This is a genomic window from Oryzomicrobium sp., assembly GCF_021287045.1.
Classification (GTDB): Bacteria; Pseudomonadota; Gammaproteobacteria; order Burkholderiales; family Rhodocyclaceae; genus Oryzomicrobium.
The window spans coordinates 1-26,929 of record NZ_JAJTBG010000017.1 but is presented as its reverse complement, the minus strand read 5'-3'; the positions used below and the strand labels follow the sequence as shown (position 1 = coordinate 26,929).

27 protein-coding genes and 1 pseudogene are annotated in these 26,929 nt (G+C 66.9%); 7 read left to right on the top strand and 21 right to left on the bottom strand.

The features are described from left to right. The first annotated feature begins 92 nt into the window (after window positions 1-92). Window positions 93-1,112, top strand: a complete 1,020-nt coding sequence (hemB, locus tag LWW89_RS15790) for a porphobilinogen synthase (protein ID WP_293265875.1) — start codon at window positions 93-95, stop codon at window positions 1,110-1,112. Window positions 1,113-1,282: 170 nt separating this feature from the next. On the opposite strand, the gene slmA is transcribed toward hemB, so the two are convergent. The 16 genes from slmA to ccsA all read right to left on the bottom strand — a co-directional run bounded on the left by slmA (window position 1,283) and on the right by ccsA (window position 16,783). Beyond that, complete coding sequence (slmA, locus tag LWW89_RS15785; RefSeq protein WP_293265873.1) at window positions 1,283-1,894, bottom strand: nucleoid occlusion factor SlmA; 612 nt, start codon at window positions 1,892-1,894, stop codon at window positions 1,283-1,285. Window positions 1,895-1,967: 73 nt separating this feature from the next. Next, the gene (locus LWW89_RS15780; protein WP_293265871.1) at window positions 1,968-2,639 is read right to left on the bottom strand and encodes a pyrimidine 5'-nucleotidase; all 672 of its coding nucleotides are present in this window, start codon (window positions 2,637-2,639) and stop codon (window positions 1,968-1,970) included. A gap of 128 nt (window positions 2,640-2,767) precedes the next feature. After that, window positions 2,768-4,012 (bottom strand): serine hydrolase, encoded by a 1,245-nt coding sequence (locus tag LWW89_RS15775; protein ID WP_293265869.1) that lies wholly within the window; start codon window positions 4,010-4,012, stop codon window positions 2,768-2,770. A gap of 296 nt (window positions 4,013-4,308) precedes the next feature. Further along, window positions 4,309-5,202: an acetylglutamate kinase gene (gene argB, locus LWW89_RS15770; protein ID WP_293265867.1), complete on the bottom strand. Its 894-nt coding sequence runs from the start codon at window positions 5,200-5,202 to the stop codon at window positions 4,309-4,311. Window positions 5,203-5,349: 147 nt separating this feature from the next. After that, the gene (locus LWW89_RS15765; protein WP_293265865.1) at window positions 5,350-5,799 is read right to left on the bottom strand and encodes an Hsp20/alpha crystallin family protein; all 450 of its coding nucleotides are present in this window, start codon (window positions 5,797-5,799) and stop codon (window positions 5,350-5,352) included. Window positions 5,800-5,954: 155 nt separating this feature from the next. Beyond that, on the bottom strand, window positions 5,955-6,410 hold the full coding sequence (nudB, locus tag LWW89_RS15760) for a dihydroneopterin triphosphate diphosphatase (protein ID WP_293265863.1): 456 nt from the start codon (window positions 6,408-6,410) through the stop codon (window positions 5,955-5,957). Between the two features lie 33 nt (window positions 6,411-6,443). Next, the gene (locus tag LWW89_RS15755) at window positions 6,444-6,947 is read right to left on the bottom strand and encodes a barstar family protein (protein WP_293265861.1); all 504 of its coding nucleotides are present in this window, start codon (window positions 6,945-6,947) and stop codon (window positions 6,444-6,446) included. A 9-nt stretch (window positions 6,948-6,956) separates the two neighbouring features. Then, window positions 6,957-7,406 (bottom strand): ribonuclease domain-containing protein, encoded by a 450-nt coding sequence (locus LWW89_RS15750; protein WP_293265859.1) that lies wholly within the window; start codon window positions 7,404-7,406, stop codon window positions 6,957-6,959. A gap of 87 nt (window positions 7,407-7,493) precedes the next feature. After that, window positions 7,494-9,284, bottom strand: a complete 1,791-nt coding sequence (gene aspS / locus LWW89_RS15745) for an aspartate--tRNA ligase (RefSeq protein WP_293265857.1) — start codon at window positions 9,282-9,284, stop codon at window positions 7,494-7,496. A gap of 49 nt (window positions 9,285-9,333) precedes the next feature. Then, window positions 9,334-9,993 (bottom strand): DUF502 domain-containing protein, encoded by a 660-nt coding sequence (locus LWW89_RS15740; protein ID WP_293265856.1) that lies wholly within the window; start codon window positions 9,991-9,993, stop codon window positions 9,334-9,336. Window positions 9,994-10,051: 58 nt separating this feature from the next. Next, window positions 10,052-10,306, bottom strand: coding sequence for a zinc ribbon domain-containing protein (locus LWW89_RS15735; protein ID WP_293265855.1), 255 nt, complete (start codon window positions 10,304-10,306; stop codon window positions 10,052-10,054). A 157-nt stretch (window positions 10,307-10,463) separates the two neighbouring features. After that, on the bottom strand, window positions 10,464-11,327 hold the full coding sequence (locus LWW89_RS15730; RefSeq protein WP_293265854.1) for an A24 family peptidase: 864 nt from the start codon (window positions 11,325-11,327) through the stop codon (window positions 10,464-10,466). Between the two features lie 4 nt (window positions 11,328-11,331). Continuing rightward, window positions 11,332-12,558, bottom strand: a complete 1,227-nt coding sequence (locus LWW89_RS15725) for a type II secretion system F family protein (protein WP_293265852.1) — start codon at window positions 12,556-12,558, stop codon at window positions 11,332-11,334. 29 nt (window positions 12,559-12,587) lie between these two features. Then, window positions 12,588-14,312, bottom strand: coding sequence for a type IV-A pilus assembly ATPase PilB (pilB, locus tag LWW89_RS15720; RefSeq protein ID WP_293265850.1), 1,725 nt, complete (start codon window positions 14,310-14,312; stop codon window positions 12,588-12,590). A gap of 275 nt (window positions 14,313-14,587) precedes the next feature. Next, entirely contained in the window at window positions 14,588-15,865 is a 1,278-nt protein-coding gene (locus LWW89_RS15715; protein WP_293265848.1) for an HlyC/CorC family transporter, read from the bottom strand. A gap of 63 nt (window positions 15,866-15,928) precedes the next feature. Beyond that, on the bottom strand, window positions 15,929-16,783 hold the full coding sequence (gene ccsA, locus LWW89_RS15710) for a cytochrome c biogenesis protein CcsA (RefSeq protein ID WP_293265846.1): 855 nt from the start codon (window positions 16,781-16,783) through the stop codon (window positions 15,929-15,931). Between the two features lie 143 nt (window positions 16,784-16,926). Between ccsA and ffh the strand changes: the two genes are divergently transcribed. Beyond that, a complete protein-coding gene (gene ffh, locus LWW89_RS15705; RefSeq protein WP_293265844.1) occupies window positions 16,927-18,288 on the top strand; it encodes a signal recognition particle protein in 1,362 nt (453 codons plus the stop codon). 355 nt (window positions 18,289-18,643) lie between these two features. Here the strand turns inward: ffh and LWW89_RS15700 are convergent. Then, a pseudogene (locus tag LWW89_RS15700) lies at window positions 18,644-19,294 on the bottom strand (lytic transglycosylase domain-containing protein); the annotation flags it as partial. Between the two features lie 11 nt (window positions 19,295-19,305). Then, complete coding sequence (locus LWW89_RS15695) at window positions 19,306-21,036, bottom strand: proline--tRNA ligase (RefSeq protein WP_293265842.1); 1,731 nt, start codon at window positions 21,034-21,036, stop codon at window positions 19,306-19,308. A gap of 169 nt (window positions 21,037-21,205) precedes the next feature. Between LWW89_RS15695 and LWW89_RS15690 the strand changes: the two genes are divergently transcribed. The 4 genes from LWW89_RS15690 (at window position 21,206) to coq7 (ending at window position 23,606) form a co-directional block, all read left to right on the top strand. Then, complete coding sequence (locus LWW89_RS15690) at window positions 21,206-21,700, top strand: RNA pyrophosphohydrolase (protein ID WP_293265840.1); 495 nt, start codon at window positions 21,206-21,208, stop codon at window positions 21,698-21,700. A gap of 94 nt (window positions 21,701-21,794) precedes the next feature. Next, a complete protein-coding gene (locus LWW89_RS15685; RefSeq protein WP_293265838.1) occupies window positions 21,795-22,403 on the top strand; it encodes a CBS domain-containing protein in 609 nt (202 codons plus the stop codon). Window positions 22,404-22,410: 7 nt separating this feature from the next. Next, the gene (locus tag LWW89_RS15680; RefSeq protein WP_293265836.1) at window positions 22,411-22,983 is read left to right on the top strand and encodes a CNP1-like family protein; all 573 of its coding nucleotides are present in this window, start codon (window positions 22,411-22,413) and stop codon (window positions 22,981-22,983) included. 2 nt (window positions 22,984-22,985) lie between these two features. Next, window positions 22,986-23,606 carry a 2-polyprenyl-3-methyl-6-methoxy-1,4-benzoquinone monooxygenase gene (gene coq7 / locus LWW89_RS15675; RefSeq protein ID WP_293265966.1) on the top strand — a complete coding sequence of 207 codons (621 nt, stop codon included), beginning with the start codon at window positions 22,986-22,988 and terminating at the stop codon, window positions 23,604-23,606. Window positions 23,607-23,742: 136 nt separating this feature from the next. Here coq7 and dcd read toward each other — a convergent pair whose 3' ends face one another. From dcd to apbC, 3 genes are all read right to left on the bottom strand, one after another. After that, window positions 23,743-24,315, bottom strand: a complete 573-nt coding sequence (gene dcd / locus LWW89_RS15670; protein WP_293265834.1) for a dCTP deaminase — start codon at window positions 24,313-24,315, stop codon at window positions 23,743-23,745. 103 nt (window positions 24,316-24,418) lie between these two features. Next, window positions 24,419-24,826, bottom strand: a complete 408-nt coding sequence (locus tag LWW89_RS15665) for a bacteriohemerythrin (RefSeq protein WP_293265832.1) — start codon at window positions 24,824-24,826, stop codon at window positions 24,419-24,421. A 241-nt stretch (window positions 24,827-25,067) separates the two neighbouring features. Beyond that, on the bottom strand, window positions 25,068-26,159 hold the full coding sequence (gene apbC / locus LWW89_RS15660; RefSeq protein WP_293265830.1) for an iron-sulfur cluster carrier protein ApbC: 1,092 nt from the start codon (window positions 26,157-26,159) through the stop codon (window positions 25,068-25,070). Between the two features lie 319 nt (window positions 26,160-26,478). On the opposite strand from apbC, the gene LWW89_RS15655 reads away from it, so the two are divergent. Beyond that, a partial coding sequence (locus LWW89_RS15655; RefSeq protein WP_293265828.1) for a class I tRNA ligase family protein occupies window positions 26,479-26,929 on the top strand: 451 nt, incomplete at its 3' end.

Below are 26,929 nucleotides of genomic sequence, written 5' to 3'. Positions count from 1 at the left end.
CGGTGAGAACCATCTGCATGGGTAGAGTTCGCGCCGTTCCGTTTAGTTCCCGGGGCTCGTTAATTTTTTCGAAATAGTTTCCAGGAGCCGTTATGAGCCGTCTGCCAGGGCGTTATCCCACCACCCGGATGCGCCGCATGCGCCGCGACGATTTTTCCCGCCGCCTGATGCGCGAATCGGTGCTCACCGCCGATGACCTGATCTACCCGGTGTTCGTCCTTGAAGGCAGTAACCGCCGCGAAGCCGTGGCCTCCATGCCCGGGGTCGAGCGCGAGACCCTGGACCTGTTGCTGAAGACCGCCGAGAAGGCCCTCGGCCTGGGGGTGCCCGCCCTGGCCCTGTTTCCGGTGATCGGCCAGGCGGGCAAGAGCGAACTGGCCGAGGAGGCCTACAACCCGGAGGGCCTGGTGCCCACCGTGGTGCGGACCTTGAAGAAGGAATTCCCCGAACTGGGTGTCATCACCGACGTGGCCCTGGACCCCTACACCAGCCACGGCCAGGACGGCCTGATCGCCCCGAACGATCCGCGCGGCTACGTGATGAACGACGAGACGGTGGAGGTGCTGGTCAAGCAGGCCCTCTGCCACGCCGAGGCCGGCGCCGACGTGGTGGCCCCCTCGGATATGATGGACGGCCGCATCGGGGCCATCCGCGCCGCCCTGGACGACAAGAAGCTGATCCACACCCGCATCCTGGCCTATTCGGCCAAGTATGCCTCCAGCTTCTACGGCCCGTTCCGCGACGCCGTGGGCTCTGCCGCCAACCTGGGCAAGGGCAACAAGTACACCTACCAGATGGACCCGGGCAATTCCGACGAGGCCCTGCGCGAGGTGGCCCAGGATCTGGACGAGGGCGCCGACATGGTCATGGTCAAGCCCGGCATGCCCTACCTGGACATCGTGCGCCGGGTGAAGGACGAGTTCGGTGTGCCCACCTACGCCTACCAGGTGAGCGGTGAGTACGCCATGCTGCGCGCCGCCATCCAGAACGGTTGGCTGAACGAGCAGGCCTGCGTTCTGGAGGCTTTGCTGTCGTTCAAGCGGGCCGGCGCCGACGGCATCCTCACCTATTTCGCCCTGGACGCCGCCGCCTGGCTGAAGGAGCGGGGCTAACACGCCAGTGGGGTTCGCCGCCCTGGGAGTGAAACCTCGGGTGGCTCAAACCCCGCATGGATAAAGGGTCTTGGCGATGCTGTCACCAAGGCCCTTTGTTTTTGCGCCTCTTCAAGCAGGGGGCGCGAAGGTCCGCGCCTGGCGCGGGGTTTGGCGATGCGTCTTTTGGCTCAGGCCGGTTCGGCCTCGCCGGCGGTGGCCAGGCAGGCCATGGCCAGGAGCGGCCACTGCTGGGGCCACTGGGCCAGGGGCTCCCGGGTGAAGCCGCTCTTGGCGTACTGCTGCCAGCGGCCCACGGCAAAGCACAGCAGCAGGCTGGCCAGGGCCGCCATATCGGCACCGGCGCCCACCTGGCCCTGGGTGGCGGCCACCCGCAGGGACTGCTTCAGGGCCGCCTCGACCTTGTCGTGCAGGGCGTTGATGCGGGCTTGCAGGCGCTCGTTCTCGTTGACCAGGGCGTCGCCCACCAGCACCCGGGTCATGCCCCGGTTCTTCTGGGCGAAGCGCAGCAGCAGGGCCAGGATCTGCTCCACCTGGGCCAGGCCCCGGGGCTCTTCGGCGCCGATCTGGTTGATGACGCCGAACAGGCTGGATTCGATGAATTCGATCAGCCCCTCGAACATCTGGGCCTTGCTGGCGAAGTGCCGGTACAGGGCCGCCTCGGAACACTCCAGCCGGGCCGCCAGGGCGGCGGTGGTGATCTTTTCGCCCTTGGGCGCCTCCAGCATTTCCGCCAGGGTCTGCAGGATCTGCAGCCGGCGCTCCCCCGGTTTGCTTGCCATGTATGGAATCCCTGAGTGATTTTGGTCCGTCCGGCGCGGTGGCGGTGGGGCAGGTGGCCGGCGGTTAGGGCGATTATAGCCGGCCGCAGGCCAGGGGCATGAGCCGGGGCAGGTCGCAGGCCGAGCGCACGGTGGCATCCACGTAGGGCGGCTGGCGCGAGCCGGTGCTTACCCACACCGTGGTCATGCCCAGGCGCTTGGCGGTGCGCAGGTTGGCCAAGCTGTCCTCGACCATGATGCAGCGGCGCGGGTCGAGGCGCTCGTTGCGCAGCAGGCGGACAAAGCCGGCCATCAGTGGTTTGGGTTGGAAGCGCAGTCGCTCCACGGTGTAGACCGCGTCGAAGTGGGGGCCGATGCCGGTGATGTCGAGGATGGCCTCGGTGTAGTGCAGGGGGGCGTTGGAGAACAGCACCTTGCGTCCGGGCAGGCGCTCCAGGGCATGGCCGAGCCGCTTTTCCGCCACTACCATGCGCGGCAGGTCGGGAAACTGGTGGGTGTGCCAGAGGAAGTGGCGCGGGTCGGTGCCGTGGTGGCGCATCAGCCCGAGCAGGGTGGCGCCGTAGCGGGTCCAGTAGTGTTGGCGCAGACGGTTGGCCTCGGCCTCGTCCAGCCCCAGGTGCTGCTGGATGTAGGCCGTCATCGAGGCGTTGATGTGGGGAAAGATGTGGGGGCTGGCGTTGTGCAGGGTGTTGTCCAGATCGAACAGCCAGACCCGGTCGCGGCGGTGGGGGGCGGGGGAAACCATGGGGCGATTCTACTCCCGGGGTCTGGGCCCGGAGGCCGGGCCGGACGTGACCGCGCCCCCGGCAGTGACGGCGGGGGCGCGGTGCAAAGGGGGCTGCCGGCGCGAGGCCGCGCCGGCAGCGTCCCGGGTCAGCGCACGGCCTGGCTGACGGCGGCGAAGAAGTCGTTGTCGCCGACGGTGGCCTTGCCGGTGGGCTTGGGCAGGGCGCTCCACACCACGACCACCACGTTTTCCTTGGGGTTCATGTAGATGTGCTGGCCGAAGATGCCGCGGGCTTCGAAGGCGCCTTCGTTGATGGTGCCGGCGGCGTTCGGGATCGGCCACAGCATGTAGCCGTAGTTGACCTGCTTGCCGTCCACCATCTTCGGGCTGCCCGCTTCCTGGACCCAGCCGTCGGGCAGGACCTGCTCGCCGCCGGCCTTGCCGCCGCCCATCAGGAACAGGCCGAAACGGCCGTAGTCGCGCAGGGTGGCGGACAGGCCGCTGCCGCCCACTTCCAGGCCGTCCGGGGATTCGAGCCACCAGGTGGCGTCGGATTCCATGCCGAACTTGCTCCAGATCTTTTCGGACAGGTACTGGGCCACCGGTTTGCCGACGGCGGCGCGCACCAGGGCGCCGGCCACGTGGGTCTCGCCGGTGCTGTAGTTCCAGCGGGTGCCGGGCTCGGCGGCGCGGGGCAGCTTGGCCATCAGCTCAAGCACGCCGCCGGGCTTCTGGCTGTTCTGCACTTCGAGCATGTGGCGACGGTCGGAGTTGGGATCGGTGTAGGTCTCGTTCCACTTCACCCCGGAGGCCATCTGGAGCAGGTTGCGCACGCTCACGCCGTCGTAGGCGCTGCCGGCCAGCTGGGGCAGATAGCGGGTGACGGGGTCGTCGATGCTCTTGATGTAGCCGTCCTTGATGGCGGCGCCGATCAGGGTGGCGGTGATCGACTTGACCACCGACATGGACATCCAGCGGGTCTTGTCGCTGTTGCCCAGTTGGTAGTTCTCGAAGGCCACCTTGCCGTTCTTGATCACCAGCAGGCCGCTCACCCGGTTGAGGGAGACGTAGTCGTAGAGGTCGTAGTCTTTGCCGTTGGAGGTGAACTTGAAGTTGCCCAGGGTCTTGTCGGCGGCGGGCAGGGGATAGACCTTGGTGCCGTGGTTGACGGTGCGGGTAGAGAACAGGCGGTCGATGTTGCGGAAGGTGTTGACCTGGACATCCGGGAACAGGGCGCCGTCGTAGACCTGCTGGACGGTGCCGATCTTCTCCTTGCCGTGCACGTTGACCGGGCCCTGGGCCAGGGCGCTGGCGCTGAGGAGGGCCAGGGGGACGAGGAAGCCCAGTTGCTTGAGGCGGGACGGACGGCGCGGGGACGTGGTACGGGACATGAAGTCTCCTCTCTGGATTCGTTTGCTCTTGGGGTTGGGGGGCGGCATGGCAGCGACCGGGCTCTGCGGCCCATGCTCGACTGCGGCGCCAACCTTACGTGCCCTGCTTTGGTGCAGATATTGTGGAAATTACTTAGTGAGCTATCGGTTACGGTAAGTTGAATTTCGAGGTTGTCAGATTCCGGCGACGGACAAAAGAAAGCCCGGCGTAAGCCGGGCTTGGGCGGCACCGTGCTGGTATTGCGGCGCGGTGCGCGCGGTGCGGGGTTGCCGCCCCGAGGCGGGGCGACGGTGGGTCAGTGGCTCTTGATCATGGTGCCGACGCCGTGGTCGGTGAGGATTTCCAGCAGCAGGGCGTGCTCCACCCGGCCGTCGATGATGTGCACGCTCTTCACCCCGTTGCGGGCGGCGTCCAGGGCCGAGCCGATCTTGGGCAGCATGCCGCCGGAGAGGGTGCCGTCTTCCACCAGGTCGTCGATCTGCTTGGGGGTCAGGCCAGTGAGCAGGTTGCCGGCCTTGTCCAGCACCCCGGGGGTGTTGGTCAGCAGCACCAGCTTTTCCGCCTTGAGAATCTCGGCCAGCTTGCCGGCCACCACGTCGGCGTTGATGTTGTAGGACTCGCCGTCCTCGCCCACGCCGATGGGCGCGATCACCGGGATGAACTGGCCCTGGTCGAGGAAGCTGATCAGGGACGGGTCGATCTGGGTGATGTCGCCCACCTGGCCCACGTCGATGGGGGCGTCCGGATTGTCCTTGTTGGGCAGCATCAGCTTCTTGGCGCGGATGAAGCCGCCGTCCTTGCCGGTCAGGCCCACGGCCTTGCCGCCGGCCTGGTTGATCAGATTCACCACGTCCTTGTTGACCTGGCCGCCCAGCACCATCTCGACGATCTCCATGGTCTCGGCGTCGGTGACGCGCATGCCCTGGATGAATTCGCCCTTCTTGCCGACCCGGCCGAGCAGGTTCTCGATCTGGGGGCCGCCGCCGTGGACGACGATCACGTTCAGGCCCACCAGCTTGAGCAGCACCACGTCCCGGGCGAAGCACTGCTTGAGCTTTTCGTCGGTCATGGCGTTGCCGCCGTACTTGACCACGATGGTCTTGCCGTGGAACTTGCGGATGTAGGGCAGGGCCTCGGCCAGGATGGCGGCCTTGAAGGCGGGGAGCGACGGTTGGGCGGTGCTGGTCATGGCGGGTTCCGGTAATCGAAGCCCGCGAATTCTACCCGCCGCGTCAGCGAAAGAAAAAGCCGGCCCCCGCGGTGCGGGAGGGCCGGCTTCGGCGACGGCGCTAGATGAACTGCCACCGCCTAGACCCACTCGGGGGGCCGGATGTGCTCAGGAAATGGTCAGGCGCTTGCTGCTGGTGCCCTGGCGCTTGGGCAGGGTCAGTTCCAGCACGCCGTCGGCGAAGCGGGCCGCGGCAGCGGCCTCGTCGATCTCGTGGGGCAACTGCAAACTGCGCGAGACCTTGCCGAAGTAGCGTTCGGCACGCAGCACCTGGTCGCCTTCCTTCTCTTCCTTCTCCTGCCGCACTTCGGCGGAGATGGACAGGGTGCCGCCGTCGATGGTGACCTGGATGTCTTCCTTCTTGACCCCGGGCAGTTCGGCGTGGACTTGGTAGCCCTCCTCGTTTTCCTTCACGTCCATGCGCATGGTGGGCGCTCCGGGCTGGTTGGGAAATTCCACCGGCCGGACGAAGAAGCCCTTGAACAGCTCGTCGAAGGGGTCGGGCAGACCGGAAGCGACGGAACGGGGGGCGGCGAATCGGCTGAGTAAGTTGGCCATGGTAGTCCTCCTCGAAACGAAGTCGGAAACGGACGATGGCGGCGGCGCCATGATGGGGCGTCCGACGCCGGACATTACCGATATAGAAGCGGAATCGCCGTTTTCAAGAGGGCCGTGGCGAGTGTTTGATCCGGCGCAGCTTGTGGCGTGCCGGATCAGGGCCGGGAGGAGCGGGCGGCGAGGTCCGGGAGCATCAGGATGGCGTCCCGGTTGGTCCAGGAGAAGCAACGGGCGGCGGCGTCGCGCCAGGGCAGCCAGCAGGCGTCCCGGTGCTCGTCGGGAGCCAGGCGGGGGGCGAAGGGGGCCGGCACCACCAGGGAAAATACGTGCTCGACGTTGTGGCTGACACCCGGAGCGTAGCGGTGGCGCCACTCGGCGAAGATGGCGAAGCGGTTGGTCAGCTGCCAGTCGCAAAAACGCGCGGGGGGCAGTGCGAGGCCGGTTTCCTCACCGACCTCGCGGCAGGCGGTCTGCCGTGGCGATTCACCGGATTCCAGGCTGCCGGTGACCGACTGCCAGTAGCCGGGGTGGGCGGCGCGCTCGATCAGCAGCACCTCCAGGTCCGGGGTGTGGATCACCACCAGGACCGATTCCGGGACCTTGTAAGGCACGGCAGGGAAGAGGGTAAGGGCGGGTCGGCTGCGTCAGGCCGGCAGGATGGGCAGGTCCGCCAGGCCGTCGGCGGGCAGGTCGAAAAACACCCAGAACGGCACGCCGGCTTCACGCCAGTAGTCGGCGGCGGCGGCAAAAACGGCGCACAGGGTGTCGAAGCCTTCCGGATCGGCGTTCTTGAGGGCGGCACTGCCGCCGATCACCAGCACCTGACCGGGGACGTCGCCGCCGGCGGGGGCGGCCCAGGCGTCGTCGCACAGGCAGTCGGCCAGGGCGTCGTAGTTGGCGCCGTAGTAGTCCGGCAGTTGCAGGTCGCGGCCGAGCAGGGCCAGGACGATGCCCACATCCTCGCTGTCTTCGCCGTCGGCGCTATGCAGGCGGTGGCCGCACAGGGTGCAGGCCCGTTCCACCTCGCCGCGGCCGGAGAAGGGCAGGGCATAGACGCCGCCCAGGTCGGAACGGCGCAGGATGGCGGCAAGGTCGGGTTCCTGCACGTCCGGCAGGTCGGCAGCGGGGTCGTGGGGTGTGGGGCTCATGGCGGGGCGTCAGGGGCGGATCTGGCGGAAGCTGCGGTAGTGGTCGTCCGAATAGTAATACTCGCCGGAGCGGCGCACATCCCGGGCCGGGCCTTCGCCGGCGACGATGCGCCGGGCGCCCCGGTTGCGGGCACCCGGGGTGTCCACCGTGTATTCCCGGTAGTAGCCGCGGTAGCGCAGCGGCAGGCGTTTTTCGAAATTGCCGAAGACGACGCCGTCCCGGGCGTAGGGGAAGGGGCCGCCGGCCTGGATGGCCGCCAGGGTGCGGCGGGCTTCGGCGGGAAGCTCGGCGGCGGCGATGGTGCCACCGGTGAAGGCGGTTGTGGCGGCCGTGTCGGCTCGATCGGCGTTGTCCCGGTGGCCGCGGGCGGCGGCGCCGGTGGCCAGGCCGGCCAGCAGCAGGGCCGTCAGGCCGGCGGTGCCGGCGCGGCGCAGGACGGTGCGGAGGAAGTGGGCCATGGGGGCGTCCTCATCCGGCGCGGCAGGAACCGCGCCGGTGGTCCGGTTTCAACGCGTCCGGCCAATCCGGCCGGCGCTGGGCGGTGCTCAGGCGGCGCCTTCGGCCTTGACCACGTTGCGCAGGCGGATGTGCAGCTCGCGCAATTGCTTCTCGTCCACTGCCGAGGGGGCGTTGGTGAGCAGGCACTGGGCGCGCTGGGTCTTGGGGAAGGCGATCACGTCGCGGATCGATTCGGCGCCGGTCATCATGGTGACGATCCGGTCCAGGCCGAAGGCCAGGCCGCCGTGGGGCGGCGCGCCGTACTTGAGGGCGTCGAGCAGGAAGCCGAACTTGAGCTGGGCTTCTTCCTCGTCGATGCCCAGGGCGGTAAAGACCTTCTCCTGCACGTCGGCGCGGTGGATACGCACCGAGCCGCCGCCGATTTCCCAGCCGTTGAGGGCCAGGTCGTAGGCCTTGGCCAGGCACTTGCCAGGATCGCTGGTGAGGAACTCCAGGTGCTCATCCTTGGGGGCGGTGAACGGGTGGTGGCAGGCGGTCCAGCGCTTGTCGTCCTCGTCGTACTCGAACATGGGGAAGTCCACCACCCACAGGGGTTCCCAGGCCTTGCCGTTCAGGTAGCCTTTTTCATGGCCGATCTTGATGCGCAGGGCGCCGAGGGCGTCGTTGACCACCTTGGTCTTGTCGGCGCCGAAGAAAATCAGGTCGCCGTTCTGGGCGCCGGTGCGCTCGAGGATAGTCTTGAGGGCCTGCTCGTGCAGGTTCTTGACGATGGGCGACTGCAAGCCAGCCTCATTGGGCTGGGCCACGTCGTTGACCTTGATGTAGGCCAGGCCCTTGGCGCCGTAGATGCCGACGAACTGGGTGTAGGCGTCGATCTCGGAGCGGGTCAGGGTACTGCCGCCGGGGATGCGCAGGGCGGCGACACGGCCGCCGGAGGTGGCCGGGCCGGAGAAGACCTTGAAGGCCACGTCGGCGACGGCGTCGGTGACGTCCACCAGTTCCAGGGTGACGCGCAGGTCGGGCTTGTCGGAGCCGAAGCGGGCCATGGCCTCGCCGTAGGTCATGCGCGGGAACGGGTTGGGCAGCTCCACGTCCAGGGCTTCCTTGAACACCACGCGGATCAGCTGTTCCATCAGGGCGGTGATCTCGGCCTCGCCCATGAACGAGGTCTCGATATCGACCTGGGTGAACTCGGGTTGGCGGTCGGCGCGCAGGTCCTCGTCGCGGAAACACTTGGTGATCTGGTAGTAGCGGTCGAAGCCGGCCACCATCAGCAGCTGCTTGAACAGCTGGGGCGACTGGGGCAGGGCGAAGAACTGGCCGTCATGGACGCGGGAGGGCACCAGGTAGTCGCGGGCGCCTTCCGGGGTGCTCTTGGTGAGCATCGGGGTTTCCACGTCGATGAAGCCGTTGGCGTCGAGGAAGCGGCGGAAGGCGCGGGCCACGGCGTAGCGCAGCAGCAGGTTCTTCTGCATCTGGGGGCGGCGCAGGTCGATCACCCGGTGGGTCAGGCGCACGTTCTCGGAGAGGTTGTCCTCATCGAGCTGGAACGGCGGAGTGACCGAGGCGTTCAGTACCTCGATCTCCTGGCAGAGGATTTCGATTTCGCCGGAGGCCAGGTTCTTGTTCTCGGTACCGGCCGGGCGCAGGCGCACCTTGCCGGTGATCTTCAGGCAGAACTCGTTGCGCACCGACTCTGCGGTAGCGAACATTTCAGGGCGATCCGGATCGCACACCACCTGGGCCATGCCCTCCCGGTCGCGCAGGTCGATGAAGATGACGCCGCCGTGGTCGCGGCGACGGTGGGCCCAGCCGCACAGGGTGACGATCTGGCCTTCGAGGGAGGCGTTGAGTTGTCCGCAGTAGTGAGAACGCATGATGGCTTGAGTGCTGATGAAAGGGTTGCTGCCTGCGATCGTGCCCGAGTCAGACCTGGGCGGAGCGGGAGGCGGTGAGGGTGCCGGGGGCGGTGGCCGTCGAGGGGATCGGCGGGGCGACCACACCCATGGAAATGATGTACTTGAGGGCGTCATCCACCGTCATGTCCAGTTCGACCACGTCGGCCCGGGGCATCATCAGGAAGAAGCCCGAGGTCGGGTTGGGGGTGGTGGGAACGTAGACGCTGACGAAGTCGCCGGTCAGGTGGTTGGCCACGTCGCCGCCCGGGCGGCCGGTCTGGAAGGCGATGGTCCAGGAGCCCTCGCGGGGATACTGGACCAGCAGGGCCTTGCGGAAGGCCTGGCCGTTGGGCGAGAACAGGGTGTCGGAAATCTGCTTGACGCCCTTGTAGATGGAGTTGACCACCGGGATGCGGGCGAGCAGGCCTTCCCACCAGCGCACCAGCTTCTGGCCGATGATGTTGGCGGCGGCCATGCCGGTGACCAGGATCACCAGCAGGGTGATCAGGGCGCCCATGCCAGGGATGTTCATCCCGAGCAGGTTCTGGGGGTGGATCGAGGCCGGGAGCAGCCGCAGGGACTGGTCCATGGTGCCGACGATCAGGTTGAGCACCCAGGCGGTGATGGCCAGCGGCACCCAGATCAGAAGACCGGTGATGAAATAGCGCTTGAGGAATCCAGACCGCATGGGTGTCGGCTCGCAGGGCGGAAAAAACGGTCGGGCCGGAAAACCGGCCCGGGCAGGTTTAGCTGGCGGCGGGACAGGCGCCGCTCTGGCAGGGGGGCGGGCCGTCGCCGGTAGATGCGGCGCAGGAGCTGCCGCCCTTGAAGTCGGTGGCGTACCAGCCGCTGCCTTTCAGTTGGAAGCCGGCGGCGGAGAGCATCTTGGTGAAGGTTTCCTTGCCGCACTCGGGGCAGGTAGTGAGGAGCGGATCGCTCGCCTTCCGCAGGTATTCCTTCTGGAAGCCGCAAGTGTCGCAGCGGTATTCGTAAATGGGCATGGCAAAGTCTCCAGCGGGAACCGGGGCGGGCGTGGCGATGGCCTGCCGGTTCCGGAAAACGAAAGATTATAGCCGAAGGGCGGGACGCCTCGGTCCAGTCCCTCTCTCGGCGCCATATGGGGCACCGGATTGGCGTTTCAAGCCAATACGTTGACGGTCACAACACCAGGGCTAGGTATTCGTTGGTCAGGGTCTTGCCGCCGTACAGGGCGATCAGGCCGGCCGCAGCCAGGTAGGGGCCAAAGGGAATGGGGATGCTGCGCCCCCGCCCGGCGCCCAGGATCAGGGCGATGCCGACCAGGGCGCCGACCAGGGACGAGAGCAGGATGATGAGCGGCAGCATCTGCCAGCCCATCCAGGCCCCCAGGGCGGCGAGCAGCTTGAAGTCGCCGTAGCCCATGCCTTCCTTGCCGGTGAGCAGCTTGAACAGCCAGTAGACGCTCCACAGGGACAGGTAGCCGGCCATGGCACCGATCACCGCCGAGTGCAGATCGGCAAACGCCGGCACGAGGGCCAGGCCCAGCCCCAACCAGAGCAGCGGCAGGGTGATGGAATCGGGCAGCAGCTGGGTGTCCAGGTCGATCCAGGCCAGGGTGATCAGTGCCCAAGTGAGCAGGATGGCGCCGGCGGCGGCCAGGGTGAAGCCGAAGTGCCAGGCTGCCAACCCGGTCAGCACGCCGGTCAGGGCCTCGACCAGGGGGTAGCGCGGAGAGATCGGTGTGGCGCAGGAGGAACACTTGCCCCGCAGCAGCAGCCAACTGAACAGGGGGACGTTCTCCCAGGCGGGAATGCCGTGCCCGCAGGAGGGGCAGCGGGAACGGGGCGTGGCCAGTGACAGGGGTGATTGGGCCGGCAGGCTTTCGCCGCGCAATTCGGCACATTGCTCCTGCCATTCCCGCTCCATCATCAGGGGCAGCCGGTAGATGACCACGTTGAGGAAGCTGCCAACGAGCAGCCCGAGCACGGTGGCCAGTGCTGTCCAGACCGTGGGTGTGTTGCTGAAGAAAGTGACGAAATCCATGAGGTCAGACCACAGAGCCCAGTTTGAAGATGGGGAGATACATGGCCACCACCATACCGCCAATGAGCACGCCGAGGATCACCATGATGATCGGCTCCATCAGGCTGGAAAGGGCCTCGACGGCGTCATCCACCTCTTGCTCGAAGAAGTCGGCGACCTTACCCAGCATCGAATCCAGGGCACCGGATTCTTCGCCGATGGCCACCATCTGGATGGCCATGTTGGGGAACAGGGCAGTGTTCTGCATGGCGCTGGTGAGGTTGGTGCCGGTGCTGACCTCGGTCTGGATCTGGCGGGTGGCAGTCTTGTAGACGTGGTTGCCGGCGGCGCCGCCCACCGAATCGAGGGATTCCACCAGGGGCACCCCGGCGGCGAACATGGTGGACAGGGTACGGGTCCAGCGGGCGATGACCGACTTGCGCACGATCTCGCCGAAGATGGGTAGGCGCAGCATGAGTCGGTCCATGGACATTTGCAGCTTTTCCGAACGTTTCCAGGCCTCGAAGAAAGCGTACAGGCTACCGCCGACGGCGCCAAAGATCAGGTACCAGTAGGCGACGAAGAAGTCGGAAATGCTAATCACAATGAGGGTGGGGGCCGGCAGGTCGGCGCCGAAGCTTTTGAACACTTCCTTGAAGGCCGGGATGACGAAAATCATGATCACCGCGGTGATGATGAAGGCCACGGCGATTACGGCAGTGGGGTAGAACAGGGCCGACTTGATCTTGCTCTTGATCGCCAGGATCTTTTCCTTGTAGGTGGCCAGGCGGTCGAGCAGGGTTTCTAGGATGCCGGCCTGTTCGCCGGCGGCGATCAGGTTGCAGAACAGGGCGTCGAAGTAGAGCGGGTACTTGCGGAATGCCTGGGACAGGGAGCTGCCGGTTTCCACGTCGGCCTTGATGTCGAGTAGCAGCTTGCCCACCGCCGGGTTGGCGTGGCCCCGGCCGACGATGTCGAAGGACTGGAGCAGGGGCACCCCCGACTTCATCATGGTGGCCAGCTGGCGGGTGAACAGGGTGATGTCCTTTTCGGTGACCTTGCCGCCCCGCTTGAAGCGCTGCTTGGTGATCTTGGTGACCAGGATGGCCTGGCGACGCAGGGTGGCGTTGACCACCGTCTCGCTGGGGGCGCGCAACTCGCCGCGGACGATCCGGCCTTCCCGGTTCTTGCCTTCCCAGAGGAAAACGAACTCCTTGATCGATACGGCTGGTTTGCGCGGCGGGTTGGCCATGACGGATCCTCTGGTGGGACTTTTGGAATTTAGGCGTTGGTGGTGGACAGGACTTCATCCAGGGAGGTGACCCCCTGCTTGGCCTTGAGCAGGCCCGACTGGCGCAGGTCGCGCACTCCTTCCTTCCTGGCCTGGGCGGCGATGTCCAGGGAGTTGCCGTCGGCCATGATGATGCGCTGGATCTCTTCGCTCACCGGCATCACCTGGTAGATGCCGACCCGGCCCTTGTAGCCGCTGCCTTTGCAGCGGTCGCAGCCGCCGGGGCCGTAGAGGGTCCAGTCGCCGCGCAGGTAGCTGTCCACGTCCTCGTCGCTGTAGCCGGCGTCGCGCAGGGTCTGCTCGGGCACTTCCAGGGGCTTCTTGCAGTTGCACAGGCGACGGGCCAGGCGCTGGGCGGTGATGAGGATCACCGACGAAGCGATGTTGAACAGCGGCACCCCCATGTTGCGCAGGCGCTCCAGGGTCTGGGGAGCGTCGTTGGTGTGCAGGGTGGACAGCACCATGTGGCCGGTCTGGGCAGCCTTGATGGCGATCTCGGCGGTTTCCAGGTCGCGCACTTCCCCCACCATGATCACGTCCGGATCCTGGCGCAGGAAGGATTTCAGCGCTGCGGCGAAGGTCAGGCCGGCCTTGTCGTCCACGTTCACCTGGTTGATGCCGGCCAGGTTGATTTCCGCCGGGTCCTCGGCGGTGGAGATGTTCACCCCGGGCTGATTGAGGATGTTCAGGCAGGTGTAGAGCGACACGGTCTTGCCCGAGCCGGTGGGGCCGGTCACCAGCACCATGCCGTAGGGACGCTGCACCGCATCGAGCAGTTGCGCCTTCTGGTCCGGCTCGTAGCCCAGGGCCTCGATGCCCAGGGTGGCGGAGGTCGGGTCCAGGATACGCAGGACGATCTTTTCGCCGTGGATGGTGGGCAGGGTGCTGACCCGGAAGTCGATGGCCCGGCTCTTGGACAGTACCAACTTCATGCGGCCGTCCTGGGGAACGCGCTTCTCGGCGATGTTGAGCCGGGAGATCACCTTGATCCGCGAAGCAACCTTCTCCTTGATGGCCAGGGGCGGGGTCGCCACCTCGCGCAGCACGCCATCCACCCGGAAGCGGATGCGGTAGTACTTCTCATAGGGCTCGAAGTGGATGTCCGAAGCCCCGTCGTTGATGGCGTCGAGCAGGATCTTCTGGATGAACTTGACGACCGGGGCGTCATCCACGTCGGTGGCGGCAGCGTCCTCGGTGGTGCTGCCGGCCTCTTCGTCCGTGAATTCCAGGTTGATGTCGTCGCCGACCAGGTTCTTCAGGGTTTCCGAGGCGGATTCGGAGAACTGGGTGACCAGGGGCTTGATCGCCTCTTCCTCCACCACCACCGGGTCCACCGTCAGGCCGGTCTGGAAGCGGATTTCATCCAGGGCGCGCAGGTTGGTCGGGTCGGCGATGGCGATGGCGATGCGGTTGCCCCGCTTGTACAGCGGAATCACCTGGTGGGTCGAGATCAGCTTGCGGTCGATCGCATCCTTGGGAATATTAGCGCTCTCGAAGGCCTGCAGGTCGAGCAGCGGGTAGCCGAAGGTCTCGGCGGCGAACTGGGCCACCTCCCGGGCGGAAAGCTTCTTGCTCGCCACCACCTGTTCGATGAACGACGTCTTGCTGGCGGTCGCCTGGCCGGCGAATGCCTCCGCGTCGGCCTCCTGGAGCCGGCCTGCCTGGACGAGGGCGCGGGCGAGCCCGCTGAAGGTGACCTGCAGAGTGGCGGCCATGGTCCGGATGTCAGGAGTGGATCGGGCGCCGGCAGGCGCGCGAAGGGGGCGAAGGCTGCGGCGGGGGCGAAATCCCGGCGGCGGGGAGGAAGCGGTGCGGGTATGCGTAAAACATGGTTGGCCTTGGATAATGCCCAGCACCCAGTTCTTTGTAAAGACGGAAGCCCCGCCGGGCGGGGATTTTCGGGAATTCTAACGGGTTGTGCATGGCATTAATGTCGTTTACGGCACGGTCCGTCGGAATTTGATGGCGGCAGGAACTTCTAGCCGTCTTTTCAGCGTTTCTCCCGGGGCGCCGGCCGGAACAACCGCACCGTCTTGATGCTGCGGTCCTGGGTGTGCACCACTTCGATGGGGATTCCGCCCACTTTGAGGCCAACGCCGCTTTCCGGAATGTCCTGGAGGTACTCGACGATCAGGCCGTTCAAGGTCTTGGGACCGCTGAGGGGCAAGTCGAGGCCCAGCTTGCGGTTGAGTTCGCGCAGGCTGCGGCTGCCGTCCACCAGCACCGAACCGTCCTCCCCCCAGACCAGCCGATTGCCGCCGGCGGGAGTCGAGGTGGTGAATTCGCCGACGATCTCCTCGATGATGTCATCCAGGGTCAGCAGGCCGTCGATCTCGCCGTATTCGTCCACCACCAGGCCGAGGCGCTGGCGGTTTTCCTGGAAGAACTGCAACTGGGCGAAGGCCGGTGTGCCGGCGGGAATGAAGTAGGGCGGCGCCAGGCATTCTTCCAAGGTTTCCCGGTTCAGCAGCTCGCGTTGCTGGAGCCCCACCACCCGCTTCAGGTGCAGGATGCCGACGATGCGGTGGAGGTCGCCCCGGTACACCGGCAGCCGGGTGTGGTAGCTGGTGGCCACCTGAGCGGCGATCTCCTCCCAGTCCGCCTCCAGGTCCACCGCCTCGATGGCGGTGCGGGGGGTCATCACGTCGTCCACCGTGATGCGTTCCAGGTCGAACAGATTCACCAGAATGCTCTGGTGCTTGCCCGGCAGCAGATGGCGGGCGCCCAGCACCAGGGAGCGCAGTTCCTCCCGGGACAGGGGGCTGGCTTCATAGTGCTTGGGCTTGAGGCGCAGCAGGGAGAGCAGGCCGTTGGCGAACAGATTGATCACCCCTACGACCGGGCGGGTCAGCTGCATCAGGGGCGTGAGCAGGAAGGCCAGGGGCGGGGCCAGCCGGTCGGCGTAGGCGGCGCCGACGATTTTGGGCGAGACCTCGGACACCACCAGGATGCAGAAGGTCACCGCCAGGGTGCCCAGGCCCAGGGCCCACTTGTCGTCGCCCACCAGGGTGATGGTTATCACCGATACCAGGGTGGCGGCGGCGGCATTGACCAGATTATTGCCGAGCAGGATGGCGCCCAGCATGCGGTCGGTCTGGGCGAGCAGGCCGAGGACCCGCTTGGCCCCTTTGTCGCCGGCCTCGGCCCGGTGGCGCAGGCGGTAGCGGTTGGCCGCCATCAGGGCCGTCTCGGTCATCGAGAAGAAGCCCGAGACGAGCAGCAGCACCACCAGGACGGCAAGCAGCGCCAGAAGGGGAATATCGTCCATCAGCGCGGGCGGGAGATGGGCGGCGGGGGCGTCGGTCGTCGGCGGCGGGTCATCGCAGCGGCGTTACATCCCCGGGCGGTGCAGGATGACTTCGGCGACGAAGCGGCTGCCCACGTAGGCCAGCAGCAGGAGCAGGAAGCCGGCCAGGGTCCAGCGCAGGGCCACCTTGCCGCGCCAGCCGCGGACGCGCCGGCCCACCAGCAGTCCGGCGAAGATCACCCAGGAGGCGATGGCGAAGACCGTCTTGTGGTCGAAGGTCAGGGGCCGGCCGAATACCGATTCGGAGAACAGTACGCCGGTGACCAGGGCGGCGGTGAGCAGCAGGAAGCCGGCGCCGATCATGCGGAACAGCATGTTCTCCATGGTCATCAGCGGCGGCAGCGTGGCCAGGGCCGGCGACAAGTCCTTGCGGTGCAGTTGGCGCTCCGCCAGGCTCATGAACACGGCGTGGATGGCGGCCAGGGTGAACAGGCTGTAGGCCGCCATGGCGGCGAGGAAGTGCAGTTCGAAACCGGTGGAGCCAGCCCGTTGCAGCGGGTGGGCCTGGGGGAAGAGCACCGGGGCGAGGGCGCCCAGGGCGGCGATGAACAGCAGCAGGGGCTGGCCTCCCAAGCGGGTGCGGAAGCTTTCCAGCCAGTACACCGCCAGGGCCAGCCACAGCATCAGCGACAGGGCCAGGGCAAAGGAGAAGGACATCGGCCCGCCGTTGCGCGGGATGCCGTAGAGCCCGGCATAAAGGCCGATACCCTGGGCGGCCAGGCCGAGGGGCAGCAGCCAGGAGGTCCAGTGCGGCGCGGCGGCGGGGGCCGCCAGGGGGGAGGCGCCCAGGGGGCGGCTGCGGTAGGCGCGCCAGTAGTGGGCCCCGAGCAGGGCGTACACGACGGCGGCGAGGGTGTGGGCGGAGAGTTGGAAGGCCACGGATCGAAGAGGGCAGGGGCTCTTGCAGTAAAATGGCGGGGTTTATGCAGCCCGCCCAGTTTACACCAAGGGCTGCCCTGGCTCCCAACGGCACCGCGCAGGGCGCGGACCGGGGTTCCTCCCTTCTTTTCAGGTTCAGCCCGATGCTCGACAACCTCACCCAGCGCCTTGCGCGCGTCATGAAAACCCTCAAGGGCGAGGCGCGCCTCACCGAGTCCAATATTTCCGACGCCCTGCGCGAGGTGCGCATGGCCCTGCTGGAGGCCGACGTGGCCCTGCCGGTGGTCAAGGATTTCATCGCCGCGGTCAAGGAAAAGGCGGTGGGCGAAGAGGTGATCGGCTCCCTCACTCCGGGCCAGGCCCTGGTCGGCGTGGTGCACCGGGAGATGGCCAAGCTGATGGGCGAAGCCCACCAGGGACTCAACCTGGCGGCCCAGCCGCCGGCCATCATCCTCATGGCCGGCTTGCAGGGCGCCGGCAAGACCACCACCACCGGCAAGTTGGCCAAGCTGCTCAAGGAAACCCAGAAAAAGAAAGTGCTGGTGGTGTCCTGCGACGTGTACCGGCCCGCCGCCATCGAGCAGTTGAAGACCGTGGCCGCCCAGGCCGGGGTCGAGTTCTTCCCCTCGTCGCCGTCGGACAAGCCCGAGGCCATCGCCGCCGCGGCAGTCGATTTCGCCAAGCGCCACTACTTCGACGTGCTGTTGGTGGATACCGCCGGCCGCCTGGCCATCGATGCCGAGATGATGGATGAGATCAAGCGCCTGCACGCAGCGCTCAATCCGGTGGAAACCCTGTTCGTGGTGGACGCCATGCTCGGCCAGGATGCAGTCAACACCGCCCGGGCCTTCGGCGAGGCCCTGCCGCTCACCGGCGTGATCCTGACCAAGCTCGATGGCGACGCCCGGGGCGGTGCCGCCCTGTCGGTGCGCCACGTCACCGGCAAGCCGATCAAGTTTGCCGGTGTGGGCGAAAAGCTGTCCGGCCTGGAAGCCTTCCACCCCGAGCGGATGGCTTCCCGGGTGCTGGGCATGGGCGACATCCTGTCCCTGGTGGAAGAGGCCAGGAAGAGCGTGGACGAGGAGCAGGCCAAGGCCTTCGCCCAGAAGCTCAAGTCGGGCAAGGGCTTCGACCTCAACGACTTTAAAGACCAGATCGGTCAGATGCGCAAGATGGGTGGCATGAGCGCCTTCATGGATAAGCTGCCGGCCCAGTTCGCCCAGGCCGCCGGCCAGCTGGGCGGCGGCGCCGAGGACAAGATGATCCGCCGCGTCGAGGGCATCATCAATTCCATGACGCCCATGGAGCGCTCCAAGCCCGAGCTGATCAAGGCCAGCCGCAAGCGGCGCATCGCCGCCGGCGCCGGGGTCCAGGTCCAGGAAGTGAACCGCCTGCTCAACCAGTTCGAGCAGACCCAGAAGATGATGAAGCAGTTCTCCAAGGGCGGCATCGCCAAGCTGATGCGCGGCATGAAAGGCCTGAAGGGGATGATGCCCGGGATGTAAGGCAAGGGCGGCCCGGTCCCTCGGGGCCTGCGCGGACCGCCGCTGCGGCGGCGAAAGGCGCGGGGCGGCGAGCGGGAGGCGGGTCTAACCCCAAGGGCCGAAACCCCAGGATTGGCGCGGCGCTCCGAGGTGCATCCTCCGGGCGCCGCGTCGTTTATGGGTTGCGCGCCAGGGGGACTTGGGATTGGCCCGGGGCCTGGGCTTGGGGCGAGGGGGCCTTCAGGGGCGGCGGCGCGGCTCGGAGAGCGGCCGGCGGCAGCGGCGCCATGGGGGCGGGTGGACTGACAGGGGCGTTGGGCGCCCCCGGAGTCTGTGGAGCCTGAGGGGCGGAGGGCGCCAGGGCCACTGTCGGCGTGTAGCTCCAGTGGCCGTGCCAGCTGGCCCGCACCAGGTTCGGGTACTCGGGCTTGCCCAGGCTGCCGTTGTAGCGGCCCAGGGCCCGGTACAGGTCGCCGTTCTCGATGTCCAGGTAGTGGCGCAGGATGGTGCAGCCGTAGCGCAGGTTGGTGCGCATCTCGAACAGGCTGTCGTCCGGGCGGCCGAGCAGCTTTACCCAGAACGGCATCACCTGCATGTAGCCCCGGGCGCCGGCGGAGGACACGGCGTATTTGCGAAAGCCCGATTCGACCTGCATCAGGCCGAGCACCAGCTGGGGATCGAGGCCGGCCCGGGTGGCCTCGTAATGGACGCTGCGCAGCAGGTCGAGGCGGTACTCCCGGTCGGGGATGCGCTTGGCCAGGCGTTGCGACATGGCCTCCAGCCAGTCGGCCGCCTCCCGGTAGGAGCGGAACGAGCTGGTGGGCGGCCGGGCGTCGGCCACCGACTTGGAGAGGGCCGCCTGGACGCTGGCGGAGAGGGGCTCGTACTTTTGTGCCCCGGCCTGGGCCGGGGCGACAACGCAGACACTCAGGGCGATGCCGGAGATGCGCGCAAAGCCAAGCAGGGCGCGGAGTTTGCGGCGGGGCGTTTGAAGCCCCGCGTCCCTATTGGCTTTCCGGGCAGGCATCGTGGCGCGCCTTATTTGGCGAGGCTTTCCAGCAGGTGGGCGACGATGGCATCCCGCGCCACCATGGTGGCGGCCTCGTCCCGGCGGCCCTTGTACTCCACCTGGCCGGCGGCCAGACCCTTCTCGCCAATCACCACCCGGTGCGGGATGCCGATCAATTCCATGTCGGCGAACATCGAGCCGGGGCGCTCGTTGCGGTCGTCGAGCAGCACGTCCACGCCGGCGGCCTGCAGTTCGGCGTACAGGGCGTTGGCGGCATCGCGGATGGCATCAGACTTGTGGTAGCCCATGGGCACGATGGCCACGGTGAACGGGGCCAGGGCGGCGGGGAAGATGATCCCCTTGTCGTCGTAGTTCTGCTCGATGGCGGCACCGACGATGCGCGACACGCCGATGCCGTAGCAGCCCATCTCCATCACCTGTTCCCGGCCGTTATCGTCGAGGAACTTGCAGTTGAGCGCTTCGGCGTACTTGGTGCGCAGCTGGAAGATGTGGCCCACCTCGATGCCGCGGCAGATGCCGAGCACGCCCTTGCCGTCCGGGCTCGGGTCGCCGGCCACCACGTTGCGCAGGTCGGCCACCTCGGCCGGTTCGGCCAGGTCGCGGCCGAAGTTGACCCCGGTGAGGTGGAAACCCGCCTCGTTGGCGCCGCAGACGAAGTCGGCCATGGCCGCCACGGTGCGGTCGGCAATCACCCGCACCTTGCCGGCATCCACGCCCACCGGGCCGATGTAGCCGGGCTGGCAGCCCAGGTATTGTTCGACTTCGGCGTCGCTGGCGAAGCGGAAGTCGGTCAGGCCGGCGAGCTTGCTGGCCTTGATCTCGTTCAGCTCGTGGTCGCCACGTACCAGCAGCAGGGCGAAGTGCGGCTTGCCCTCGGCGTCTTCGCTGACCACGGCGATGGCTTTCACCACCCGGGTCAGGTCGGTCTTGAGGAAGGCGGCCACGTCGGCACAGGCGGTCTGGCCCGGGGTGGCGACCTTGGCCAGGGCCTCGCCGGCGGCCGGGCGCGGCGTGGCGGGGGCCAGGGCTTCGGCCAGTTCCACGTTGGCGGCGTAGTCGGAATCCGGGCAGTAGGCGATGTCGTCCTCGCCGGAGTCGGCCAGCACGTGGAACTCATGGGAGCCGGTGCCGCCGATGGAGCCGGTGTCGGCGGCCACGGCGCGGAATTGCAGGCCCAGGCGGGTGAAGATGCGCGAATAGGTGTCGTACATCACCTGGTATTCGCGCTTCAGGTCGTCGAAGCTGGCGTGGAACGAGTAGCCGTCCTTCATCAGGAATTCACGGCCGCGCATTACGCCGAAGCGGGGGCGGATCTCGTCGCGGAACTTGCTCTGCACCTGGTAAAGGTGCAGCGGCAGTTGGCGGTAGCTCTTCACCTCGCGGCGCACCACGTCGGTGATCACCTCTTCGTGGGTCGGGCCGATGACGAAGTCGCGTTGGTGGCGGTCCTTGAAGCGCAGCAGTTCGGGGCCGTACTTCTCCCAGCGGCCCGATTCCTGCCACAGCTCGGCCGGCTGCACCGCCGGCATGAGCAGCTCCAGGGCGCCGGAACGGTTCATTTCCTCGCGCACGATGGCCTCGACCTTGCGCAGGGTGCGCAGCCCCAGGGGCATCCAGGTATAGATGCCGGCGGCGGCCCGCTTGATCAGGCCGGCCCGCAGCATCAGCTTCTGGCTGACAACCTCGGCGTCGGACGGAGCTTCCTTGAGGGTGGACAGGAAAAACTGGGAGGAGCGCATGAAAAATTCCGGTTGGAGCGAAAAACGCCATTTTACTTGACCGCGGCGCAACCGGCGATGGCCGGGAAAAGCCTTGAAAATCCGGCGAAAAGCCCGGCCGCCGCGGCTTTCCAAGCGATGGGAAATATGGAAGAATGTCCCTCAACTCAATAGTTTTTGCAGGTTTTCTATGCTCGATCGCGAAGGCTATCGCCCGAACGTCGGCATCATCCTCTGTAACGCGAAAAACGAGGTTTTTTGGGGCAAGCGAATTCGAGAGCACGCCTGGCAGTTCCCCCAGGGAGGCATCAAGCGGGGTGAAACGCCGGAGCAGGCCATGTACCGGGAGCTGCACGAGGAGGTGGGGCTGACCCCCGAGCACGTGCGTATTCTCGGCCGCACCAAGGACTGGCTGCGTTACGATGTGCCGACCCATTGGATCAAACGCGAGTGGCGTGGGTCTTACAAGGGTCAGAAGCAGATCTGGTATCTGCTGCGGCTGGTGGGGCGCGATTCGGACGTTTGTCTGCGCGCTTCCGACCATCCGGAGTTCGATGCCTGGCGCTGGAACGAATACTGGGTGCCGCTTGATGCGGTGATCGAGTTCAAGCGCGAGGTCTACCGGCTGGCCCTGGCCGAACTCGAGCGTTTCCTCGAGTCCGACCGCGCGCCGCGCCGGCCCTGACGGAGCCTGCCGGCGGCCTGCGGCGAGATGGTTTGGAGTTGTGTGTTGTTCGGTAGTTTTGTTGTCGTCCCAAAGTAGTCCTATGGAGGGTGCCATGGCAGAACAAAAACAGTACAAACCGCTGCCCGTCTCGCCGCTCGCCGGTGCGGCCGGGCTCCATCAGCCGACCCTTTTCTCGCCCCAGCTGGTCCAGCCGTCGTCGCCGGCCATCGAGGTCATGACCGACCTCAAGCTGGTGCCGGTAGCCAGTATCGATGCCGACACCCACATCGACGTCGCCAACCAGGCGATGATCGCCCGGGGGGTGCGTTCCCTGCTGGTGCTGGACCATTCCGGCGCCGTGGTGGGCTTGCTCACCGCCCGGGACGTGCTCGGCGAGCGCCCCATGCAGTGCGTGCAGAAGCGTGGCATCCGCCACGAGGAAATCCGGGTGGCCGACGTGATGACGCCCCGGGACGACCTGGAGGTGCTGCAACTTACCGACGTGCTGCGCGCCCAGGTCGGCCACATCGTTGAAACCCTGCGGGTGGCCGGGCGCCAGCACGCCATGGTGGTGGACATGGACCCGGTCAGCGGGCGGCAGATGGTGCGGGGCATCTTCTCCGCCTCCCAGATCGCCCGCCAGCTCGGTATCGCCATCCACACCACCGAGGTGGCCCGCACCTTCGCCGAAATCGAGGCGGTCATCCATCAATCCGCGTGAGGTAGGTTTGCCGTACAACGTTTCATTCATCGGCGGGCTGCGGCCCGCCCGGGCGGCGGCGGTGGTACTCGTCGCCGCCCTGCTTCTGGCCGGCCAGGCCCGCGCCGAGGCCGACCGTTGGGATTACGAGCCCGAAGAGCAGAAGCCCTGGGAGGAAATCCAGGCCACCCTGCCGGCGCCGCCCCAGGAGGCCAACCTGAAGGAGTTCTACGTGGACCCGCGGGCTTCCAACCGCTTCTACGTTGACACCACGTCCATCTCGGTGGGCAGCGACGGCGTGGTGCGCTACACCCTGGTGGTGATCTCGCCGAGCGGGGCGCGCAACGTCAGCTTCGAAGGTCTGCGCTGCGCCACCCGTGAACGCCGCTTCTACGCCTTCGGCAACAGCGCCGGCGCTTGGAGCAAGGCCCGCAGCGCCGCCTGGAAGCCCGTCAACGACGACGGGATCAACCGGCCCCAGGCGAGCCTGGCCACCGATTACTTCTGTCCCAACGGCATTGCCGTGCGTACCGCCGACGAGGCGCGGGATGCCCTGCGCCGCGGCGGCCACCCGGACGTCCGCCCCTTGAGAGGCCCCTGATGCTGTCCGATCGTTTCATCATCGAATTCGACAAGGCCCTGCGCACCGTCTTCGCCCCGGCCACCACCTGGCGGCCCGTGCCGGGCAGCGATCTGCCCGATGCCGAGTTGAGCGTCGAGGAGCGGCGCCACGTGGCCGGGCTGATGCGGGTCAACCACTGCGGCGAGGTATGCGCCCAGGCCCTCTACCAGGGCCAGGCCCTGACCTCCCGGGACCCCTCCACCCGCCAGGCCCTGGAACAGGCCGGCCGGGAGGAGACCGAACACCTGGCCTGGACCGAGCGGCGCATGGCCGAGCTGGGCGGACGCAAGAGCCTGCTCAATCCCCTCTGGTACGCCGGCTCCCTGACCCTGGGCGTGATCGCCGGCAAGTTGGGGGATGCCTGGAACCTGGGCTTCCTGGCCGAGACCGAACGCCAGGTGGGTGCGCACCTGGACAGCCATCTGGGCAAGCTGCCGCCCCAGGATGCCCGTTCCCACGCCATCATCGAGCAGATGAAGACCGACGAGGCGTCCCACGCCGACACCGCCGTGCGTCTCGGCGGCCGGGAGCTGCCGGCACCGGTGAAAGGCGCCATGCGCCTCATGTCCCAGGTCATGACCCGGACTGCTTACCACGTCTGAGGTGCCGTGACCTGGCGTGCTGGCAGATAGCGGATTCCCAGAGCGGTGCGACGGTAGCGCCGCCGTAGAATCTGCAGCACACATAAACGACAAGGCCGCCCGAGGGCGGCCTTGTCGTTTGCAGACGGTGGCGCGATCAGATGCGCGGCAGGGTCACGCCCACCTGGCCCTGGTACTTGCCGCCCCGGTCTTTGTAGGAGGTTTCGCAGATGTCGTTGGGGGCGGCTTCCAGGAACAGCACCTGGGCGCAGCCCTCGCCGGCGTAGATCTTGGCCGGCAGCGGCGTGGTGTTGGAGAACTCCAGGGTCACGTAGCCTTCCCACTCCGGCTCGAAGGGGGTGACGTTCACGATGATGCCGCAGCGGGCGTAGGTGCTCTTGCCCAGGCAGATGGTCAGCACGTTGCGCGGAATGCGGAAGTACTCGACGGTGCGGGCCAGGGCGAAGGAGTTGGGCGGGATGATGCAGTAGTCCTCCTCGATCTCGACGAAGGACTGGGGGTCGAAATTCTTCGGGTCCACCACCGTGTGGTTGATGTTGGTGAACACCCGGAATTCCCGCGCGCAGCGGATATCGTAGCCGTAGCTGGAGGTGCCGTAGGAAACGATCTTGCGCCCGTCCACCTCGCGCACCAGCGAAGGCTCGAAGGGCTCGATCATGCCGTGTTCTTCGGCCATGCGACGGATCCAGCGGTCGGATTTGATGCTCATGGGGGCGGTGGGGCGGGAAGAAATAAAGGCGTGATTGTAGCCGCGAAGGCGCCGCGCGCACAGCCGCGCCCGGTTTGCGCCGGGCGGAGCGAGAGCCTGCGGCTCAGGTGACGCCGCGGGACTGGAGGAAGGGCACGTAGGCCCGGTCCACTTCGAGGATGTGGTGGGTCAGCCAGTTCTTGAGGAAGTCCAGGGCCTCCTGGCTGACGGCCTGGCCGGATTCGAAGCGCTGCAACAGGTCGAGGGCCCCGGCGGTGAAGCGGTTGTGCTCGGCCAGGTGGCCGGGGCTGTCCGGATAGCCGAGGCGCTGGAACAGGGCCTCCTCGGCGATGAAGTGGTTCATGGTGTAGTCCACCAACCCTTCGAGAATCTCGCCGATCACGGCGCGGCGGGGTTCGTCGCGCTGCAGTTCGTCATGAAGGGCGTTGGTGGCGTCCACCAGCCAGCGGTGCTGCTCGTCGATGCTGTCGATGCCGATCTTGAGGGCGTCGCCCCAGGGCATGAAGGCCATGCGTGTTACCTCCCGTCGTGCGCCGTGTCGCGGCCCGTGGCGGGGCCGCGTGGTCCGGCGTTCTATCGGGCTAGGATGCCATGGGAATCGGTGGTGGGGTAGCGCGGGGCCAGGGCGGCCGACGAACGGGGGCGGGACTGACGGAAGGCTGTCCGCCGCCCATCCCGTCATTCGGCAAGCCCGTAAACGCCGACGCCCCCGGCGGGCGGGGGCGTCTGGCAGCGGCGGAGCCGGTGGTGGGTCAGGTGTTCTGCACCACGATGCTGGGGAACTTGCTGCTCATGTCCTTGGCCTTCTCGGCGATCTGCACCGCCACCTTGCGGGCGATGGCGCGGTAGATCTCGGCGGCCTTGGAGTCGGGGGCCCCTACCACGGTAGGCTTGCCGCCGTCGGCCATGAGGCGGATGTCCATCTCCAGGGGCAGGGCGCCGAGGAAGTCCACGCCGTAGTCGGCGCACATCTTCTGTCCGCCGCCCTCGCCGAAGATGTGCTCGACGTGGCCGCAGTTGGTGCACACGTGCATGCTCATGTTCTCGACGATGCCGATGATGGGGATGCCCACCTTCTCGAACATCTTGAGGCCCTTGCGGGCGTCCATCAGGGCGATGTCCTGGGGGGTGGTGACGATCACCGCGCCGGTCACCGGCACCTTCTGGGCCAGGGTCAGCTGGGTGTCGCCGGTGCCCGGGGGCATGTCGATCACCAGGTAGTCCACGTCGCGCCAGTTGGTGTCGTTGAGCAACTGCTCCAGGGCCTGGGTGACCATGGGGCCGCGCCATACCATGGGGGTCTCCACGTCCACCAGGTAGCCGATGGACATGGACTGGATGCCGTAGGCCTCCAGGGGCTCCATGCTCTTGCCGTCCAGGGATTCGGGCTGGCGGCCTTGCAGGCCGAGCATCTGGGGCTGGGACGGGCCGTAGATGTCGGCGTCGAGCAGGCCGACGGTGGCGCCTTCCTGGGCCAGGGCCAGGGCCAGGTTCACGGCGGTGGTGCTCTTGCCCACGCCGCCCTTGCCGGAGGACACGGCGACGATGTTCTTGACCCCGGAGAGCAGCTTCACGCCGCGCTGTACCGCATGGGCGACGATCTTCACGGTGACGTTGGCCGAAACGTTGTCCACCCCGGGCAACTGCTTCAGGCGGGCAATCACCGCCTTGCGCAGGCCGTCCACCTGGGACTTGGCCGGGTAGCCCAGTTCGATGTCCACCGCCACGTCGCCGCCGTCCACTCGGATGTTCTTGGCGGCGCGGCCGGCGACGAGGTCCTTGCCGGTGTTGGGATCGACGACGTCTTTGAGGGCGGTCTGTACGGTTTCGACGGTGAGGGACATGAAATCTCCTGGCGCCATGGCGCGCCGTGTTGGGTTGCCGCCGCGGCGCAGGGTGCAGCGGCGGGGCGGGTTGTGACGCGGGGCCGCCGTGGCGTTTGCGTTCTGCCGCAGTTGGATCGCGCGGCAACGCCAGGCGGGCGGCTATACCCGAGTATTTTTATCAAGTTTAACCGAATTCCCCGGTGGCCTCCAAGGCGGAGGAGGGAACGGGGCGCTCGCAGCGTGGATCGGGGCGGCGGAGCCGGGCAGCGGCGCGGCTTCGCCGGGCGGGTTTGCTAGAATCCCCGTCTTTACCCGCTTTCCCGGATAGTCCTGCCCGATGAAACCCCGTCAGATCCTCGTAACCTCCGCGCTGCCCTATGCCAACGGCGACATCCACCTGGGTCACCTGGTGGAATATATCCAGACCGACATCTGGGTGCGCTTCCAGAAGATGCGGGGCCACGACTGCTGGTACGTGTGCGCCGACGACACCCATGGCACCCCGGTGATGTTGCGGGCGGAAAAGGAGGGCATCACCCCCGAGGCCCTGATCGCCCGGGTCCACGGCGAGCACCTGCGCGACTTCACCGGCTTCCACGTCGGCTTCGACAACTACTACTCGACCCACTCCGACGAGACCCGGGGCTTCGCCACCGACATCTACGGCAAGCTGCGCGCCGCCGGCCTGATCGAGACCCGGGACATCGAGCAGTACTACGACCCGGTCAAGCAGATGTTCCTGCCCGACCGCTTCATCAAGGGCGAGTGCCCCAAGTGCGGCGCCAAGG